18 protein-coding genes are annotated in these 17,252 nt (G+C 72.0%); 7 read left to right on the top strand and 11 right to left on the bottom strand.

Translation table 11 applies throughout. From position 1 onward, the window contains the following. Positions 1–13: 13 nt before the first annotated feature. Entirely contained in the window at positions 14–421 is a 408-nt protein-coding gene (locus RM812_RS25445; RefSeq protein WP_311576271.1) for a VOC family protein, read from the bottom strand. A gap of 101 nt (positions 422–522) precedes the next feature. On the opposite strand from RM812_RS25445, the gene RM812_RS25440 reads away from it, so the two are divergent. Then, positions 523–1,530: a helix-turn-helix transcriptional regulator gene (locus RM812_RS25440; protein WP_311576268.1), complete on the top strand. Its 1,008-nt coding sequence runs from the start codon at positions 523–525 to the stop codon at positions 1,528–1,530. Between the two features lie 44 nt (positions 1,531–1,574). Here the strand turns inward: RM812_RS25440 and RM812_RS25435 are convergent, their stop codons facing one another. Both RM812_RS25435 and RM812_RS25430 read right to left on the bottom strand, forming a co-directional pair. Then, entirely contained in the window at positions 1,575–1,937 is a 363-nt protein-coding gene (locus RM812_RS25435; protein WP_311576264.1) for a DoxX family protein, read from the bottom strand. Further along, positions 1,934–2,491, bottom strand: a complete 558-nt coding sequence (locus RM812_RS25430) for a cupin domain-containing protein (protein ID WP_311576261.1) — start codon at positions 2,489–2,491, stop codon at positions 1,934–1,936. Before RM812_RS25430 ends, RM812_RS25435 begins: the two co-directional genes overlap by 4 nt. 80 nt (positions 2,492–2,571) lie before the next feature. Between RM812_RS25430 and RM812_RS25425 the strand changes: the two genes are divergently transcribed. Then, positions 2,572–3,426 (top strand): LysR family transcriptional regulator, encoded by an 855-nt coding sequence (locus tag RM812_RS25425; protein ID WP_311576258.1) that lies wholly within the window; start codon positions 2,572–2,574, stop codon positions 3,424–3,426. Here the strand turns inward: RM812_RS25425 and RM812_RS25420 are convergent. After that, entirely contained in the window at positions 3,411–4,364 is a 954-nt protein-coding gene (locus RM812_RS25420; protein ID WP_311576255.1) for a LysR family transcriptional regulator, read from the bottom strand. The genes RM812_RS25425 and RM812_RS25420 overlap by 16 nt on opposite strands. Before the next feature lie 122 nt (positions 4,365–4,486). On the opposite strand from RM812_RS25420, the gene RM812_RS25415 reads away from it, so the two are divergent. From RM812_RS25415 to RM812_RS25395, 5 genes are all read left to right on the top strand, one after another. Then, on the top strand, positions 4,487–5,764 hold the full coding sequence (locus RM812_RS25415; protein WP_311576252.1) for an MFS transporter: 1,278 nt from the start codon (positions 4,487–4,489) through the stop codon (positions 5,762–5,764). Positions 5,765–5,816: 52 nt separating this feature from the next. Then, positions 5,817–6,506 (top strand): DUF6232 family protein, encoded by a 690-nt coding sequence (locus RM812_RS25410; RefSeq protein ID WP_311576249.1) that lies wholly within the window; start codon positions 5,817–5,819, stop codon positions 6,504–6,506. Next, positions 6,503–6,850, top strand: coding sequence for a hypothetical protein (locus RM812_RS25405; protein ID WP_311576246.1), 348 nt, complete (start codon positions 6,503–6,505; stop codon positions 6,848–6,850). Before RM812_RS25410 ends, RM812_RS25405 begins: the two co-directional genes overlap by 4 nt. Positions 6,851–6,887: 37 nt before the next feature. After that, on the top strand, positions 6,888–7,637 hold the full coding sequence (locus tag RM812_RS25400; protein ID WP_311576244.1) for a MerR family transcriptional regulator: 750 nt from the start codon (positions 6,888–6,890) through the stop codon (positions 7,635–7,637). Between the two features lie 132 nt (positions 7,638–7,769). Beyond that, a complete protein-coding gene (locus RM812_RS25395) occupies positions 7,770–9,170 on the top strand; it encodes a condensation domain-containing protein (protein ID WP_311576241.1) in 1,401 nt (466 codons plus the stop codon). A gap of 31 nt (positions 9,171–9,201) precedes the next feature. Here the strand turns inward: RM812_RS25395 and ccsB are convergent, their stop codons facing one another. The 7 genes from ccsB to hemL all read right to left on the bottom strand — a co-directional run bounded on the left by ccsB (position 9,202) and on the right by hemL (position 17,106). Then, complete coding sequence (gene ccsB / locus RM812_RS25390) at positions 9,202–10,341, bottom strand: c-type cytochrome biogenesis protein CcsB (protein ID WP_311576238.1); 1,140 nt, start codon at positions 10,339–10,341, stop codon at positions 9,202–9,204. Beyond that, positions 10,338–12,065: a cytochrome c biogenesis protein ResB gene (gene resB, locus RM812_RS25385; RefSeq protein WP_311576235.1), complete on the bottom strand. Its 1,728-nt coding sequence runs from the start codon at positions 12,063–12,065 to the stop codon at positions 10,338–10,340. The genes ccsB and resB overlap by 4 nt, the downstream gene beginning before the upstream one ends. Before the next feature lie 4 nt (positions 12,066–12,069). Next, positions 12,070–12,840 (bottom strand): cytochrome c biogenesis CcdA family protein, encoded by a 771-nt coding sequence (locus RM812_RS25380; RefSeq protein WP_311576232.1) that lies wholly within the window; start codon positions 12,838–12,840, stop codon positions 12,070–12,072. Position 12,841: 1 nt separating this feature from the next. Continuing rightward, complete coding sequence (locus RM812_RS25375; protein ID WP_311576229.1) at positions 12,842–13,483, bottom strand: TlpA family protein disulfide reductase; 642 nt, start codon at positions 13,481–13,483, stop codon at positions 12,842–12,844. A 66-nt stretch (positions 13,484–13,549) separates the two neighbouring features. After that, positions 13,550–14,860, bottom strand: coding sequence for a polysaccharide deacetylase family protein (locus tag RM812_RS25370; RefSeq protein WP_394816514.1), 1,311 nt, complete (start codon positions 14,858–14,860; stop codon positions 13,550–13,552). A 243-nt stretch (positions 14,861–15,103) separates the two neighbouring features. Next, positions 15,104–15,793, bottom strand: a complete 690-nt coding sequence (locus RM812_RS25365; RefSeq protein WP_311576225.1) for a histidine phosphatase family protein — start codon at positions 15,791–15,793, stop codon at positions 15,104–15,106. Then, complete coding sequence (gene hemL, locus RM812_RS25360; protein WP_311576222.1) at positions 15,790–17,106, bottom strand: glutamate-1-semialdehyde 2,1-aminomutase; 1,317 nt, start codon at positions 17,104–17,106, stop codon at positions 15,790–15,792. Before hemL ends, RM812_RS25365 begins: the two co-directional genes overlap by 4 nt. Positions 17,107–17,252: the final 146 nt, after the last annotated feature.

Genomic DNA, 17,252 nt, shown 5'->3' with positions numbered 1-17,252 from the left:
GCCGCGCGGATCGTCAGCGGGTGAACGCGGCGAACTTCTCGACGGCGGCCGGGGTGACCGGCGTGAAGAAGTTGACCAGGTTGCCGTCGGGGTCGCGGAACAGGAGCGCGCGGTTGCCCCAGGGCATCGTCGTGGGTTCCCTGACGAAGTCCGCGACGAACCCGGTCAGGTTCCGGTGCACGCGGTCCACGTCGTCGACGAGGAACTCGATGACGACGCTGCGGTTGTCGGCCGGGCGGGCGGAGCCGGGGGCGAAGAGCGGAACGGTCCGGGTGCTGCCGATCGCGAGGGTGCCCGAGGCGGTGCGGAGTTCGGCGAAGTCCTCGGTGGACCAGGTCGCGCCGACACCGGTGGCACGCTCGTAGAAGTCGACGAGGCGGGCGACGTCGTCGGTGATGACGCGGATCGAGACGAGGTTCATGGGTTTGCTCCTGGTCGGCGTGCTGGTCGTCGGTGCTGACAACCGCACGCTACGAGCGATACCGGACAGGAACCGGCCGGTATCGGCGGCAGACTTACTGCATGTCCCGACCCGTGTCCCGCGTGCTCACCCTGCTGGAACTCCTCCAGGCGGGCGGCGTCCGGACCGTGGCCGAACTCGCCGACCGGCTCGGCGTCGGCGAGCGCACGGTGCGCCGGTACGTCGACCACCTCCTCGACCTCGACGTTCCCGTGGAGTCGGTGCGCGGCCGCTACGGCGGTTACCGGCTCGCCCCCGGCCACCGCATGCCCCCGCTCATGCTGGACGACGACGAGGCGCTGGCCGTGCTGCTGGGCCTGGTCGCGGGCCGGCGGACCGGGATCACGGCGGCGGCCGGCACGGCGGGCGAGACGGCGGCGGCCAAGATCCGGCGGGTGCTGCCGGACCGGCTCCGCCGCCGACTGGACGCCGTGCTCGACACGCTCACCTTCACGGCCCCGCCGGGTGCGTCGACCGCCCCCGAGAGTGCCGTACTGCTCCCGATCGCCGACGCGGTGCGCCATCACCGGCCGGTCTCGCTCCGGTACACGGCCGCGGACGGGCGGCGCAGCGAGCGCACCCTGTACCCGTACGGGCTCGTCGCCCACTCCGGCAGGTGGTACGTGACGGGCAGGGATCTCTCGGTCGGTGAGGACCGGACGTTCCGGCTGGACCGCGTCGCCGGTGCGACGGTCCTGCCCGGCTCGTTCGAGCCGCCCGCCGGGTACGACCCGGCGGAGCGCGTCCTGACGGCGCTCGCCACCGCCCCGTACCGGCACGCGGTGACGCTGCGGGTCCAGGGGACGGCCGAGCAGATCCGCACCCGGCTGCCGGGCGGCGTCGCGGTCGTGGCGGAGGAGCCGGCCGCGGGCGGTGCCGGTCCGGAGGCGGAGGCCGGGCCCTGGACGCGGGTGGAGATCCGCGCCGAACGCCTCGACTGGCTGCCCGGCGTACTCGCGTCGCTGGACCGCCCGTTCGTCGTCGAGCGACCGGACGAGCTCCGCGATCTGGTCGCCGCCCTCGCCGGCCGTCTCCTGGACGCGGCCGGGCGGACTCCGCCGCAGGCGTGACGGTCACGGACCCCGCCCCACGGGCCACCCGGCGGCCCGCCGGGTCACAGCCGCAGCGTGGCGAGCGGGACGGTCACGGCCGCGGCGAGAACGAGTGCGATGTTCATGGCCACCTGGCGGTCTCCGAGGCGCAGGTGCACGCCGGTCGCGCCGATCTGCAGGATCACGAACCCGGTGGCCGCGGCCGGGGCCAGCCAGGGCGCGACGCCGGTGAGCGGCGGGAGGAGGAGCCCGGTCGCGCCCAGCACCTCGACCACCCCGAGGGCCCGGACGGCCGGTACGGGCACGCTGTCCACCCAGGCCATCATCGGCCGCAGCCGCTCACGGCTGCGGACCACCTTCAGCCCGCCCCCGTAGAGGTAGAAGGCGGCGAGGAGTCCGGCGACGATCCAGTAGGCCACGTTCACGACTCCGTCCTCCGGGCGGATCCCCGGGCAGATCCCCGGGCGGATCCCCGGGCGGATCCCTGGGTGACGTCGGTGGCGGGCTCGGTCGCGTAACGACTCATCGTCCGGATGCTGTCCCGGGGCGTCGGTGCCCGGCCGTCGGCGAACATGTCCCGCAGGTCCCGGAAGTACTGCACGTACAGGTCCGGTGTGAACGTGCTGAGCATGACGGCCGGCCGGTCGGTGGTGTTGGCGAAGGTGTGCGGGGCGCCGGGCGGGACCATCACGAGCGTGCCCGCCGTCGCGTCGTACTCCTTGTCCCCGACGGTGAACCGCACCGTCCCGGAGATGACGTAGAAGCCCTCGTCGTGCCGGGCGTGGCGGTGCTGCGGCGGACCGGGGGTGTGCGGGGCGAGGACGGACTCGGCGATCCCGAGGCGGTGCCCGGTGGTGCTGCCGTCCTCGAGGACGCGCATGCGCGTGGTGCCCAGGACGATCGTCTCACCGTCGCCCGGGCCGACCACCGACACGGCGGGTTCCGCGGCCGGCTCACTGGCCTGTGGTTCATCGGTCATGCCCCGATTCCACCGCCGGGGCACCGGGACCGTCCAAGACCCGTTCCGCGGCCTCGATACCGTACGGGTATCGTCCCGGCATGGAGCTACGCACGCTGCGCTACTTCGTGGCGGTCGCCGAGGAACTCCACTTCGGCCGGGCAGCCGCCCGCCTGCACATGAGCCAGCCGCCGCTGAGCCGGGCGATCAGGCAGCTGGAGACGGAGGTCGGCGCCGCGCTCTTCCACCGGACCTCCGCCGGCGTCACGCTCACCGAGGTGGGGACGGTCCTGCTCGACGAGGCGCGCGGCCTGCTCGACCGGGCCGACCGGGTCCGCGAACGCGTGGCCGCCGCGGCCGGCGCCGCGACCCTCACCGTCGGCATCCTCGGTGACAGCACCGACCCGGGCGTGACCCGGCTGGCCGACGCCTACCGCCGACGGCACCCGCACGTCGAGGTCACCATCCGCGAGACCGACCTGACCGACCCCACCTGCGGGCTGCACGCCGGACTGGTCGACGTGGCCCTGACCCGCGGGCCGTTCGACGAGCGGGGCCTGACCGTGCGCGAGCTGCGCGCCGACCCGGTGGGGGCGCAGTTGCGCGCCGACGATCCGCTGGCCCGCCGCGACAGCCTGACGGCGGCCGACCTGGCCGACCGCCGCTGGTTCCGGTTCCCGGAGGGCACCGACCCGCTCTGGCAGACGTACTGGCACGGCGGGCAGCCGCGCCCGGGGCCGGTGGTGCGCACCGTGCGGGAGTGCCGGCAGGCCGTGCTCTGGAACGGCACGGTCGGCATGACCCTCCTGGACCACGAGCCCGGGGAAGGGCTCACCGTGGTGCCGCTGACCGGCATGCCACCGAGCCGTGTGCTGGTGGCGTGGCACGAGGGGGACCCGAACCCGTTGATCCGCTCGTTCGTCCGAACCGCGATCGCCGCCTACGGCTCCTGCTGACCGCCGCCTGGTGTCGTCGCCCAGGACGGGCGCCAGACCGGTTCGGGGAGCGGTGCCAGGTTCGAGAAGTGGTCGATGACCGCCCGGAGTCCCGGGTGCGGGTCGGCTCGGGGGAGGAGGAGCGAGAGCGGGTACGCGAGCGTGGGACCCGCGATCGGGATGCGGCGCAGGTCGTGGTTGGCCGGCCAGACGTACCGGTCGCGCGAACCCACGAGGGTCGCCACGTCCGCGGAGTCCGCGAGGATGTCGAGGAGTACCTCGTTGCCGAAGTTCGGGCCCGCGGCGTCGACGCGGAGGTCGAAGTCGGTGGCGAGCTGGTCGTAGAACTCCGCCCATTCGCTGCGCGGCGCGATCCCCGGCACCCAGATCCGGTGCCGGCGCAGCCGGGACGGCGTCAGCGTGCGTGCGCGGGCGAGCGGGTGCCTCGGGCCGACGAGGAGTTCCAGCGGGGAGTCGAACGCGTGGATCATCCGTACGTCGCTCGGCAGTGCGGCCGGGTCGGTGACCGAGCGGAACGAGGCGTCGACGTCGCCGGCCTGGACGGCGGCGACCGCCACGCGCGGGTCGTCGACCCTGAGGGTCACCACGTCGAGGTCGGTCCCGGGATGCGACCGCCAGTAGTCGTGCAGGACGACGGCCTGCGCGGACCGCAGGCCGAGAACGTCGATCCGAAGGGCCCGCGAGCCCGGCCCGATCGCGGTGACGGCGCGGTCGACCCCCGTGACGATGGTCCGGGCGTGCGGGAGGAAGGCCTGGCCGTCGAGTGTCAGCTCGACCCCTCGCGGGGTGCGGGTGAACAGCCGGACGTCGAGTTCGCGCTCCAGGGCCGCGATCCGCTTCGACACGGCCTGTTGCGTCACGCCGAGCTCGTCGGCCGCGTGCCGCAACTGTCCGAGCTCGGCCGCGCGGACGAACGACCGCACCGCCTCGGTATCCATCGATCCACCATAAGCCCGCCCAACCGGTGGTTGTGGCTCGCCCGGCAGCCGGTTGTTTGATCCCTCGGCGGTGCGGCCGGTGTGATGACCGACCCGAGCATCGGTTGTCACGAGGGGGTCGCATGCGCGTGCGTTTGGAGCGCGGTTTCGGTTGGCTGTGGTCGTCCTACGCCGTCAGTACGTACGGCACGTGGATCGCCTTCGGCGCGTTCCCGCTGATCGCGGTCCGGGAGCTGCACGCGTCGGCGTTCGCCGTGTCGCTCCTGGAGGCGGCCGGGCTCGCCGTCGCGGCGACGGTCGCGTTCCCGCTCGGACCGTGGGTCGAGCACCGGGCCAAGCGTCCGGTGATGATCGCGACGGACCTGGTCCGGTTCGCCGCGACGGCGAGCGTCCCGATCGCCCACGTCCTCGGTCTGCTCACCTACGGCCACCTGCTGGTCGTCTCGGTCGTCTCCGGGACCGCGGGCATCGCCTTCTCCGCCGCGTCCGGCGCCTACCTGAAGCATCTCGTCCGTGGCGACCACCTGCTGGTGGCGAACGGGAGGTTCGAGGGCACGAACTGGGTGGCGACCGCGGCGGGCCCGCCCCTCGGCGGTGCGCTCACGGGGCTGCTCGGCCCGGTCGTCACGGTCACGGCCGACGCCCTCAGCTACCTGCTGTCCGCGCTCGGGATCCTGCGCGTCCGCGGAACCGACGTCGCGACACCGCGCGACCGGGCGGGCACCGGGCCGCGCGGGGCCGACCTCCTGCGCGGCTGGCGGTTCATCCGCCGCGACCGCGCGCTGATCCGCCTGTTCCTCAACTCGGCCCTGGTCGGCGGCCTCATCATGGCCACCGTGCCGCTCCTGTCCGTCCTCCTGCTGGGCCAGTACCACTTCCCGGCCTGGCAGTACGGCCTCGCCTTCGGCGTCCCGGCGCTCGGCGGCTTCGTGGGCGCCCGCCTCTCCGCGCGCCTGGTGACCCGCTACGGCCGGCACCGCGTCCTGGTCGTCTCCGGCCGGCTGCGCTCGCTCTTCCCCCTCGGTCTCGCGTTCGTCCGGCCCGGCGTCCCCGGACTCCTCACCGTGATCGTCGTCGAGGGCCTGCTGATCACCTGCATGGGCGTCTTCAACCCGATCCACGCGACGGAACGCCTGCGACGGACCCCCGCGGACCACACCGCCCAGGTCCTCAGTACGTGGAGTGCGCTCGGCAAACTCCTCCAGGCCGCCCTGATGGTGGTCTGGGGCGTTCTCGCCACACTCACCGGTCCCCTCGCCGCGATCACCGTCTCCGGCGTCCTCCTGCTCGCCACCCCGCTGCTGCTGCCCGGACGGAAGCACCTGTCCGCTCCCGAGCCCGGCCGAGTCGCGCCACTCTTGCCCGGAAAGGAGCGGCGGTGTTCACTTCGGCCCCGCTAATGTTCGTCCTCCAGTGACGGGCATCACATACATCAGGCGGTGCGGACAGGTCATGGAGAGACCCGAGAACCCGGAGACGCCCCCGCAGCAGCCTCCGCAGCCTCCGCCGGCGTTCCCGGCGCAGGCGTCCGGCGGCGACCGGCCCTGGCACAACCGGGTCGCTCCCCCGCCCCCGCCGCCGCTACCGCCGCACCTGGGGGGCGGCGTCGAGATGCGGATCAGCAAGCGGCTGCTGTGGGTCGGCGGCGCGGCCTACCCACTGCGGAACATCACACGGGTGTACACGTTCCTGCTCTCCCCGCGACGCGGTGAGGCGACCGTGCTCTTCTTCAAGCGCGTCGGGATCATCCTGCCGGTGGCCTTCGCCATGACGATCCTCGGCAACCTCACCCGTCTGGGCAGCGACGCCGAGACCGCGGAGACGATCACCAAGTTCGTCTGGTTCGGCGCCGTCGTGGCCCTGATCTACTGCGCCGGCGATCTGGGGGCGGTGCTGACCGCGTCCTCGCACTGGGTGCTGGCCGTCGAGACGTCCGGTGCGTCGACGGCCCTGGTGACCAGCAAGGACACCCAGCATCTCAACCAGCTCGTCGGCCACGTCGTGCACGCGATCGAGAACCCCGAGGCCGAGTTCCAGGTGAGGGTCGACAGACTCACGATCAATCCCAGGAACTACTACTTCGGGGACAACGTCAACATGTACGGCGGAACGGGCAACGTGGGGATGAGGACGGCGGCATGAGCGGCGACAGCTACTACTTCGGGGACAACGTCACCATGCACGGCGGAACGGGCAACACCGGCATGGTGAAGAACGCGGCACCGACCGCCATGGACCCCCAACTGCGCGCCGCCGTCGAGGCGCTGACGGCACAGCTGCGCGACCTGCGCACGCAGGTGCCGCCCCCGGCCGCGCAGACGATCGACGAGTCCCTGCCCGTCCTCGCCCCCGACGCCGTGGTCCAGCCGCAGGCCCGCACCCGCGCCCTGATGGCCGTCGCCGGCGTCGCCGCGACCGCCGGGGCGCTGGGCGCACCCGTCGTGGAAGCGGTGAACGGGATCCTCCAGCTGCTGGGTGCGCGGTAACGGAGGCGGAGCTCCTCTCCCGAGGGGGTGTTGGCCGATGAAGACCGACGGCCGTCGTCTGCGGACCGTCGACCTGGCCCGCACGGCCGGTCTCTCCACGCAGCAGATCCGCAACTACGAGGACGCCGGTGTCCTTCCCCCGGCCGGGCGGACCGAGTCCGGCTACCGCGTCTTCGACGAGGTGCACCGGCGCGCGCTGCTGACGTACCGGGCGCTGCACAGGGGGTACGGCCCGGTGACGGGGACGCGGGTCATGCGGACCGTGCACGAGGGGGACGTACCCGGCGCGCTCGCGCTCGTCGACGCAGCGCACGCCGCCCTGCACGAGGAGCGGGTCGCGCTGCGGGCCGCGAGCGATGCGCTGGAGACGCTCGCCCGTCAGGAGCCCGGGCCACTGCCGAGCCCGGGCGGTCTGCGCATCGGCGAGGTGGCCGCGCTGATCGGCGTACGGACGTCCGCGCTGCGGGTGTGGGAGACCGCGGGGCTGCTCGCGCCCCGGCGGGAATCCGGCACCCGGTACCGCGTCTACGGGCCCGCCGACGTCCGCGACGCCCGGCTCGTGCGCACGCTGCGCCGCAGCCACTACCTGTTCGACCAGATCCGGCCCGTCCTGGACGGCCTGCGGCGCGAGGGGAGCAGCGAGGCACTGCGGGCGGCGGTCGAGGCGCGCGGGCGGGCCCTCGCCGCGCGGACGCGGGCGACGCTGGCGGGAGCGGGCGCCCTGCACGCCTATCTGGAGTACGCCTGTCCGAAGCCCGCCGGCCCGGAGCGTGCCCGTCCGGAGTGAACGGCGATCCCACGTACCGCCGTTCGAGGAGCCACCCGTTCCGTTGAACAGTGCCGACACACCCGGTGCGCGGTCGCGCGCACGGCATTCTCTTGGTCGGGTCTGTTACATCTGCGAACGGAGACCCCCCTCGTGCGAATGACCGACATCCAGCGCTGCGAGATCCGGCCCGGGCGCCTCGTCGAGTGGACGCTCAGTCCACGGACCCTCGACATCGCGGCAGGGCTGCCCGAGGACGCCCGGCCACCGGCGTACATCCAGGAGTCGCACATCCGGACGGCCCGGTCGGTCCGCGAGGACGGGCTGTTCGTGCCGACCTGGCTCGGCGCGGCCTTCGACATCCCGGGCCCGGTCGACCTCGACGTGCTCCAGGAGGCGCTGCGCGCCTGGACCCTGCGGCACGAGACGCTGCGCAGCGGTTTCCGCTGGGCCGGCGCGGCCGGTGACGAGTTGCGCCGGTTCACGCTCGACGCGCAGGCGGTGTCCCTGCACCGGGAGGAGATCGGCGACTTCCCGGACGCGACGGACCTGGCCCGTCACCTCCAGGACCGCTTCGACAGCGTGGCGGACGCGCTGCGCTGGCCCAACCTCATCTACACGGCGGTCGTCCGCGACGACGGCGTCAGCGTCTACATGGGCTTCGACCACAGCAACGTCGACGCCTACTCCATCTACCGCATCCCCGCCGAGATCCACGAGCTGTACACGGCCGGCGTCGAGGGCCGGGCGGTGGAGCATCCGCAGGTCGGCAGCTACGTCGACTTCTGCGAGGCCGAGCGGGCGGAAGCGGACCGGATCGACGGCGGCCACGACATCGTCGCCCGCTGGCGGGAGTTCATCCGGCGGTGCGACGGACGGCTGCCCTCCTTCCCCGTCGACCTCGGGCTGGAGCCCGGCGGCGCGCTGCCCGTCCAGAAGCTGCTGCGCGAGCCCCTGGTGGACGCGGCCGACGCGGCGGCCTTCGAGGCGTACTGCCGCCCCTACGGCGGCAGCCTGGTCGGCGTGCTGGCCGCGACCGCGCTCGTCGTCCACGAGATCGGCGGGGAGCCCGTCTACCGCACGGTCGTGCCGTTCCACACCAGGTCCCGGTCCCAGTGGTCCCAGTCCGTGGGCTGGTACGTCGGCGGCGCGCCGATCGAGATCCCCGTGGCGCGGACCCACGACTTCCCCAGCGCCCTGCGCACCGTCCGCGCCGAACTCCAGGCCAACCGGCGGCTGTCCCGCATGCCGATCGACCGGGTGCTGCGCCTGCTCGGCCAGGACTTCCACCCCACGTCACCGGACCTGTACTCGATCGTGTCCTTCGTCGACGCCCGCGACGTCCCCGGCTCCGTCCGCTGGCAGGACCAGTCGGCCTACGCGCTGCTCAGGGTGTCGTACGGCGACCAGGTGTGCGCGTGGGTCACCCGGCTCCCGGAGGGCCTGTGGTTCGCCAGCCGGTACCCGGACACCGACGTCGCGCACAAGAACCTGCGGCTGTACGTGGAGCGGCTGCGGGACATCGTCACGAGCGTCGGCCGCTCCCGGCCCTGAGGACGCTTGTCGGCCCTCCGGTCCGGGCGCGTCAGAAACCGACGGACTGGAGGGCGCCCAGGCCCACGTCCGCGTAGGAGTGCTTGCCGCCGACGAAGATGTTGACGCCGTAGTAGTTGAACAGCCAGCAGCCGAAGGCGATGAGCGCCAGGTAGGCGGCCTTGCGGCCCTTCCAGCCGGCGGTGGCGCGGGCGTGCAGGTAGCCGGCGTAGGCGACCCAGGTGATGAAGGACCAGACCTCCTTCGGGTCCCAGCCCCAGTAGCGGCCCCACGCGTCGCCCGCCCAGATCGCGCCCGCGATGATCGTGAACGTCCACAGCGGGAAGACGGCGGCGTTGACGCGGTAGGCGAACTTGTCGAGGGTGGCGGCGGCGGGCAGCCGGTCCAGGACCGAGTCGGCGAAGCGGCCGGGGACGCCGCCGGTGGCGAGCTTGTTCTCGAAGCTGTCCTTGAAGAGGTACAGGACCGCGGCCACCGCGCCGACGTAGAAGACGGCGCCGCAGAAGATCGCCGTGGAGACGTGGATGTACAGCCAGTAGGAGTGCAGCGCCGGGACGAGCTGGTCGCTGGCGGTGTACAGGACCGTGACGGCGAGACCGAGGTCGAGCAGGACCGTGGTGGTCAGCGGGAGGCCGAGCCAGCGGACGTTCTTCTTCAGGGCGAGCAGTACGAGGTACACGCCGACGGCGACCGTCGTGAACGTGATGTTGAACTCGTACATGTTGCCCCACGGCGCCCGCTCCACCGACAGGGCGCGGGTGAGCACGCCGCCCGCCTCGACGGCGAAGGCCAGCGCGGTGAGCGAGATGGCGATCCGCCCGTAGAGGTCGCCCTTCTCGGTGCCGCCGTGCGCGCCCGGCCCGTCGGGCACGTCGCGGGAGCCGGTCGCGGCTCGCACCACGACCTTGGGTCGCTCCAGGACGGCGGTGCCGCCGGCCTTGTTCACGGTGACGGCCGGAGCGGCCTTCGCCTTGGCCTTCGCGTCGGCGTCGGCGGTCAGGGCGGCGGCCGTACGGCCCACCTTGCTCCGGCTGCCGAAGAGCCACTCGGCGATGTACGCGAAGAAGGCCAGGGTGTACACGGCCATCGCGGAGTAGATGAGCGTGTTGCTGACGTTCGCGAGGTTCTCGTTGGTCGCGGCGGCCAGCTCGGTTGCTGCGGCGAGACTCATTTCCCAGGCCTTTCGGCAGGTACGACGTGGGTGTCGGAGGTGTCGGGGGTGTCGTCGTTCTTCGGTGCGTCGGGCGCCTGCTCGTACAGGGTCCCCGCGAGGTCACCGAGCTCCTGGGGCACCTTCGCGGACTCGCTGCGGCCGAGGCCGGCCATCTCGACGACCGTGACGCCGTCGTCGCCCTTGACGGCCCGCACCCAGACCCGGCGGCGCTGGATGAACAGGGAGCCGGCGAGTCCGAGGATCGCGGCGGTGGCGCCGGCGAGCGCCCAGCCGCTGCCGGGCTGCTGGGTGACCTGGAAGCCGGCCCACTCCTGGATGCCGTCGAAGGTGACCGAGCCGGCGCCGTTCGGCAGCGTCATGGTCTCGCCGACCTTCAGCTGCTTCTTGAACAGCTTGCCGTCGGAGTCCTTGAACTCCTTCAGGTTGCTCTTGTCGAGCTGGTAGATGCTCTGCGGGAAGCCCGCGTCGACACCGAGGTCGCCGTGGTAGGCGGAGAGCGCCAGCATCGGGTTGATCAGCGCCGGGAAGGTGGAGTACATCGCGCTGCCCTTGCCGCCGTAGGTCGGCAGGAAGAACGCGTTGAAGCCGAGCTGCTCCTTCTCGCCCTTGGCGTTGCGGTAGCCGTCCATGACCTTGATGGCGCCGGAGGAGGTGACGTTGGAGTCCAGCGGCAGCAGGGCCACGGCCTGCTTGTCCATGACGACGTCGCCCTTGGCGTCCTTGACGGTGACGATGGGCGCGTAGCCGTGGCTGACGAGGTAGACCTTCGAGCCGTCGACCTCCAGCGGCTCGTTCACCTTGATGGTGGTGGCCTTCTCCTCGCCGTCGGCGCCCTCGCTGTAGCTGATGTGGGCCTCGTAGACGCGCGGGGTGCCGCGGTTGGGGCCGGACGGCTCGTAGGTGCCGCGGAAGTCCTTCAGGGTGAAGCTGAACGGGTCGAGGTCGTCCTGGCCGAACAGGTTCCCGGACTTGAAGTCGTCGTACTGGGTGAGCGTGTTGGCGAAGCCGTCGCCCTCCAGGATCAGCTTGTTGCCCTCGTACTTGAAGAGCTGGCCCCAGCCGAACGCGATCAGCATCACGATCAGCGCGATGTGGAAGGCGAGGTTGCCGACCTCCCGCAGGTAGCCCTTCTCGGCGGCGACGGCGTCCCCGACGGCGTGGGCGCGGAAGCGGCGCTTCTTCAGCAGCGTCAGGGCGGCCTCGCGGACCTGCTCCGGCTCGGCCCCGGTGCGCCAGGTGGTGTAGGCGGGCAGCCGGGTCAGGCGCCGGGGCGCGCCGGGCGGACGGCCGCGCAGCTGTCCGACGAACTGCCAGGTGCGCGGGACGATGCAGCCGATGAGGGAGACGAACAGCAGGATGTAGATCGCGGAGAACCACACCGAGCTGTAGACGTGGAAGAGGCCGAGCTTGTCGTAGATCGGCGCGAGGATGTCGTGGTTCTTGCGGAACTCCTCGACCTGCAGGGCGTCGACGCCGCTCTGCGGGATCAGCGAGCCGGGGATCGCGCCCAGCGACAGCAGCAGGAGCAGCAGCAGCGCGACCCGCATCGAGGTGAGCTGGCGCCAGAACCAGCGGGCCCAGCCGGTCACGCCGAGGGAGGGGAGGTTCGGTGCCTCCTCCACGGGGGCGGTGGACAGCTGGGAGCCGGCGGCGCCGAGGTCCTGGTCGTCCGCGGCGGTCTTCGGGGTCTTGTCCGACGCCGTTTTCGAAGTGGTGCTCATCGGATCAGATCCCCACAGTGAAGCCGTTGGACCAGGTCTGCATGTCCTGGACGATGCTGTCCCACGCGCCGGTCAGCAGCAGCAGGCCGGTCGCGATCATCATGATGCCGCCGATGCGCATCACCCACACATAGTGGCGCTTGACCCAGCCGAAGGCGCCGAGCGCCTTGCGGAAGGCGACCGCGGCGAGCACGAAGGGCACGCCGAGGCCGACGCAGTACGCGACGGTCAGTATGGCGCCGCGGCCCGCGGTGCCCTGGTCGGCGGAGAGCGCCAGGACGGAGGCGAGGGTCGGGCCGATGCAGGGCGTCCAGCCGATGCCGAACAGCGCGCCCAGTACGGGGGCGCCGATCAGGCCGCTCACGGGCTTCTTGTGGAAGCGGAACTCGCGCTGGGTGAGCCAGGGCATCAGGCCCATGAAGAAGACGCCCATGAGGATCATGAGCACGCCCAGCACGTTGGTCAGGACGCCCTGGTTCTCCTGGAGCGTCTGGCCGAAGTAGCCGAACAGCGCGCCGCTGGAGACGAACACGACGGTGAAGCCGAGGACGAAGAGCGAGGCGCCGGCGACCATCCGTCCGCGCCGGGCGTCACCGAGGTCGGTGCCGGTGACCCCGGTCACGTAGGAGAGGTAGCCGGGGACGAGCGGCAGGACGCAGGGCGAGAAGAAGGAGACGAGGCCGCCGAGCAGGGCGATGGGCAGGGCCACCAGCAGGGCGCCGTTGAGCACCGTGGCGTTGCTGCCCGCCTCCGCGAGCGTGGTCAGCGCGGTCACGTCACTTCCCCGACTCGTCCGCGAGGTACGGGTCGAGCATCTTGCGCAGCTTCTCCTCGCTGAGCGCCTGGAGGGCGCGCGCGGCGACCTTCCCCTCCCGGTCGACGACGAGCGTGGAGGGGATGGCCTGCGGGTTGAGCGTGCCCTTCTCGAAGCGGAGCATCAGCCGGCCGGCCGGGTCGTACAGGCTCGGGTAGGTGACGCCGTAGTCCTTCTCGAAGGCCCGGGCCGGACCGGTGGTGGAGTCGCGGGTGTTGATGCCGACGAACTGGACGCCCTGGTCCTTGGTGTCCCGGTAGACCTTCTCCAGGTTCTTGGCCTCGGCGCGGCAGGGCCCGCACCAGGAGCCCCACACGTTGAGGACGATGATCTTGCCCTGGTAGTCGGCGATGTCGAGCTGTCCGCCGTCGACGGTCTCGCCGGACAGGTCGGGGGCGTCGGCCCGCTCACCCTCCTTGGCGGTGGCGATGCCGTCGGAGCCGGTGATGAAACCGGTCTGGCCGCCTCCGCCGGACGTCCCTCCGGAGCTGCAGGCGGAGCCGAGCAGGGCGACCGCGGCGACGCCGGCGGTCAGGGCGACACGGCGACGGACGCGGCCGGCGGTGCGGTTCGAGCGCAGGGGGGCGCGGCTGGCGGCACTCATGTGAAAAGTTTCGCATGTCCGTTCCGGGGATCTTGCGCACCCCCCTCACGGGCGGAAACCCGCATTTCAGGCGGCGTTCGCCGAGCCCGTCGCGCGGCCGGTGCCCGTCCCCGTGCCGTCCTTGAGGAAGGCGTTCCAGCCTCCGGCCGGCCGCTGCCCCACCTCGACCGTGCGGAGCGCCGCGAGCACCTCCGGCTTCTGGACGTCCAGCCAGTCGGTGAACTGGCGGAAGGAGACGAGACGGATGTCCCCGCCCTTCTCCTTCTCCCGCGCGATGTGCTTGAGGGCCTGCTCGACGGCGTCCATGTAGATGCCGCCGTTCCACTCCTCGAAGTGGTTGCCGACGAAGAACGGCGCCCGGTTCGTCTCGTACGCCCGCTTGAAGCCGGATATGTAGGCTTTCGTGGCCTGTTCGCGCCAGCCCGGGTAGTTGTGGGCGGGCGCCTTGGTCGAGTTGACCGACTGGTTGGCGAGGATGTTGTAGTCCATCGACAGGACCTCGAAGGAGTGCCCGGGGAAAGGTATCTGCTGCAACGGCAGGTCCCAGATCCCGTCCTTCTTCACCGGCCACACCTGACGGCCGCCGGGCGAGGAGGCGTCGTAGCGCCAGCCGAGCTCGCGGGCGGTGGGCAGCAGGTTGTCCTGGCCGAGCAGGCAGGGCGTGCGGCCGCCGACGAGCTCCTTGTCGTAGTCGAAGGGCAGGGACGGCAGGTCGGTCCAGCCGCTGTTGGTCCGCCACTCCTTCACGAAGGACTTCGCCTGGTCGATCTCGCTGCGCCACTGCGCCGGGGTCCAGTTGCCGACCGTGCCGCTGCCGCCGCAGAAGTGGCCGTTGAAGTGGGTGCCGATCTCGTGGCCGTCCAGCCAGGCCCGCCGGACGTTCTTCAGCGTGTCCTTGATGTGGGCGTCGGTGAGGTAGCCGATGTCGGAGGCGCCGCGCGGGTTGTTCGGCGGGTCGTAGAGGCGCTTCTTCGACTCGGGCAGCAGGTACAGGCCCGAGAGGAAGAAGGTCATGTGCGCGCCGTGCTCCTGGGCGAGGTCGAGGAAGCGCGGGAAGAGCCCGTTGCCGACCTCGCCCGCGCCGTCCCAGGAGAAGACGACGAACTGCGGTGGGGTCTGGCCGGGTTCCAGCGGCACCGGCGCGTCCGGCTGGTGCGGCTGCCTGCCGGTGTACGCCGTGGAGCCGTCGCCGATGGGCTTCGCGGGGGCCTTGCTGCTGCCGGAAGGCGAGGGCTCGCCGGAACCGCCGGCCTGGTGCGAGCCGCCCGGCGAGGCGTGGGAGCCGGTACCGCAGCCCGCGAGCCCGACGGCGGCCGCGGCACCCGCGCCGAGTCCGAGCATCCCCCTGCGGGTGAGAGTGCGGGTGGAAGTGCGCATCGCAACCTCGTTCGTCGCGTCCTCTGGTGGTCACTGAGTCAGAGGACGCGACGAACGTGCGGGTTCCGGATATTTGTGCGGATTCGGTAACGGGCGTCAGGCACCGCGGCCGGGACCGTCGGGCCGCGGAACCGGTGCGGGCGCGGACCGGCCGGACCCCGCGGCCGTCGGACCGACCGGTCGCCGTCAGGCCCACCGGTCGCCGTCAGACCCACCGGTCGCCGTCAGACCCACCGGTCGCCGTCAGGCCCCGAAGGCCTTGCCCTGCCCCTTGACCGGCTTGGCTCCCGCGAGGAGGTGGGCCGGGACGAGGTCGCGGGCGGGCTCGGTGTAGCCGACGGACACGATCCGGTCGCCCTGGAACGTGAACGTCGTCAGGGACGCCAGCGTGCACTGCCGCTTGCGCGGGTCGTGCCACAGCCGCCGCCGCTCGACGTACGACCGCAGTATCCAGATCGGCAGCTGGTGGCTGACGACCACGGCCTCGTGCCCGCGGGCCCGGTCCTTGGCCGCGTTCAGCGCGCCCATCATGCGCACCACCTGGTCGACGTACGGCTCGCCCCAGGACGGCTTGAACGGGTTGACCACGTGCTTCCAGTTGGCGGGCCGGCGCAGCGCGCCGTCGCCGATGCCGAAGGTCTTGCCCTGGAAGACGTTGTCGGCCTCGATGAGCCGCTCGTCGGTGCCGAGGTCCAGACCGTGCGCCTTCGCGATCGGCGTCGCCGTCTCCTGCGCCCGCTCCAGCGGGGACGCGACGACGTAGGTGACGTCGCGGGGGGCGAGGTGCTCGGCGACCCGGTCGGCCATGCGCCGGCCCAGGTCGGAGAGGTGGTAGCCGGGCAGACGGCCGTAGAGGACGCCGGTGGGGTTCTCGACCTCGCCGTGCCGCATCACGTGGACGACGGTGAGGTCCTTGTCCGGGCTCTCGCTCATGCCGTCGCCTCCGCCGCCGCGCGGGCCGCCGCCGGAAGGGCGTCGGCGATGCGCTGGACGGCCCGCTCGTCGTGGGCGGTGGACACGAACCAGGACTCGAAGGAGGACGGCGGCAGGTAGACGCCGTTCGCGAGCAGCGAGTGGAAGAAGGCGGTGAAGCGGAAGGACTCCTGCGCCTTGGCGTCCTCGTAGTTCCTGACCGGCCGGTCCGTGAAGAAGACGGAGAACATGTTGGAGGCGGTCTGCAGCCGGTGCGCGACGCCCTCCTTGGCGAGGGCCTCGGTGACCAGCCCCTGGATCTGCTCCGACACGGCGTTGACCTTGGCGTACGCGGCGTCGTCCAGGAGTCGCAGCTGGGCGAGCCCGGCGGCGGTGGCGACCGGGTTCCCGGAGAGGGTGCCGGCCTGGTAGACCGGCCCGGCCGGGGCGAGGTGCGCCATGACGTCGGCGCGCCCGCCGAACGCGGCGGCGGGGAACCCACCGCCCATGACCTTGCCGAAGGTCATCAGGTCGGGGACGACGCCCTCGACGCCGTACCAGCCGGCCCTGCTGGTCCGGAACCCGGTCATGACCTCGTCGGAGACGAACAGCGCTCCGTTCGCGGCGCAGGCGTCCTTCAGCCCCTGGTTGAACCCGGGCAGCGGCGGTACGACGCCCATGTTGCCGGGCGACGCCTCGGTGATCACGCAGGCGATCTCACCGGGGTGGGCGGCGAAGGCGGCGTGCACGGCCACGAGGTCGTTGTACGGCAGCACGATGGTGTCGCTCGCCTGGGCACCGGTGACGCCCGGGGTGTCGGGCAGCGCGAAGGTGGCGACACCGGAGCCGGCGGCGGCGAGCAGCGAGTCGACGTGACCGTGGTAACACCCGGCGAACTTGATCACCTTGGTCCGCCGCGTGAACCCGCGGGCGAGCCGGATGGCCGACATGGTGGCCTCGGTCCCACTGGACACGAGCCGCACCTCCTCCAGCGGGGCGACCCGCTCGACCATCGCCTCGGCGAGGGCGACCTCCCCCTCGGCGGGCGTGCCGAACGACGTCCCGCGGGCGACCGCCTCCTGCACGGCGGCGATCACCTCGGGGTGGGCGTGCCCGAGGATCATCGGCCCCCAGGAGCAGACGAGGTCGACGTACTCCCGTCCGTCGGCGTCGGTCAGGTACGGCCCGGTGCCGGACACCATGAACCGGGGCGTGCCGCCGACGGCGCCGAAGGCGCGCACCGGGGAGTTCACGCCGCCGGGCGTGACGGCCGCCGCGCGGTCGAACAGAGCCTGCGAGGCCGGTGCTTCGTATGGATATGCCAGTTCGCTCATGACCTGCGACTTCTCCGACCTTCTCGACCTTCTCCGACTTCTCGGACTCTGGTTGCCCAGGGTGACCTCATTCAGGGTAGACAACCCGCCCGCACGCCGTGCCGTCTGCCAGACTGGAGCACGTCCACGCAGCTCACGCAGGCGGC

Source organism: Streptomyces lancefieldiae (assembly GCF_031845825.1).
GTDB lineage: Bacteria > Actinomycetota > Actinomycetes > Streptomycetales > Streptomycetaceae > Streptomyces > Streptomyces lancefieldiae.
The sequence above is the reverse complement of the archived record's forward strand: the minus strand, read 5'-3'. Positions and strand labels throughout refer to the sequence as shown.

Coding starts and splice junctions, on each gene's coding strand:
- RM812_RS25370 (WP_394816514.1), bottom strand. CDS start 14,860: ATGCGCACTTCCACCCGCACTCTCACCCGCAGGGGGATGCTCGGACTC.
- RM812_RS25445 (WP_311576271.1), bottom strand. CDS start 421: ATGAACCTCGTCTCGATCCGCGTCATCACCGACGACGTCGCCCGCCTC.
- RM812_RS25420 (WP_311576255.1), bottom strand. CDS start 4,364: ATGGATACCGAGGCGGTGCGGTCGTTCGTCCGCGCGGCCGAGCTCGGA.
- RM812_RS25430 (WP_311576261.1), bottom strand. CDS start 2,491: ATGACCGATGAACCACAGGCCAGTGAGCCGGCCGCGGAACCCGCCGTG.
- RM812_RS25425 (WP_311576258.1), top strand. CDS start 2,572: ATGGAGCTACGCACGCTGCGCTACTTCGTGGCGGTCGCCGAGGAACTC.
- ccsB (WP_311576238.1), bottom strand. CDS start 10,341: ATGAGTCTCGCCGCAGCAACCGAGCTGGCCGCCGCGACCAACGAGAAC.
- RM812_RS25405 (WP_311576246.1), top strand. CDS start 6,503: ATGAGCGGCGACAGCTACTACTTCGGGGACAACGTCACCATGCACGGC.
- RM812_RS25410 (WP_311576249.1), top strand. CDS start 5,817: ATGGAGAGACCCGAGAACCCGGAGACGCCCCCGCAGCAGCCTCCGCAG.
- RM812_RS25400 (WP_311576244.1), top strand. CDS start 6,888: ATGAAGACCGACGGCCGTCGTCTGCGGACCGTCGACCTGGCCCGCACG.
- hemL (WP_311576222.1), bottom strand. CDS start 17,106: ATGAGCGAACTGGCATATCCATACGAAGCACCGGCCTCGCAGGCTCTG.
- RM812_RS25440 (WP_311576268.1), top strand. CDS start 523: ATGTCCCGACCCGTGTCCCGCGTGCTCACCCTGCTGGAACTCCTCCAG.
- RM812_RS25415 (WP_311576252.1), top strand. CDS start 4,487: ATGCGCGTGCGTTTGGAGCGCGGTTTCGGTTGGCTGTGGTCGTCCTAC.
- RM812_RS25365 (WP_311576225.1), bottom strand. CDS start 15,793: ATGAGCGAGAGCCCGGACAAGGACCTCACCGTCGTCCACGTGATGCGG.
- resB (WP_311576235.1), bottom strand. CDS start 12,065: ATGAGCACCACTTCGAAAACGGCGTCGGACAAGACCCCGAAGACCGCC.
- RM812_RS25375 (WP_311576229.1), bottom strand. CDS start 13,483: ATGAGTGCCGCCAGCCGCGCCCCCCTGCGCTCGAACCGCACCGCCGGC.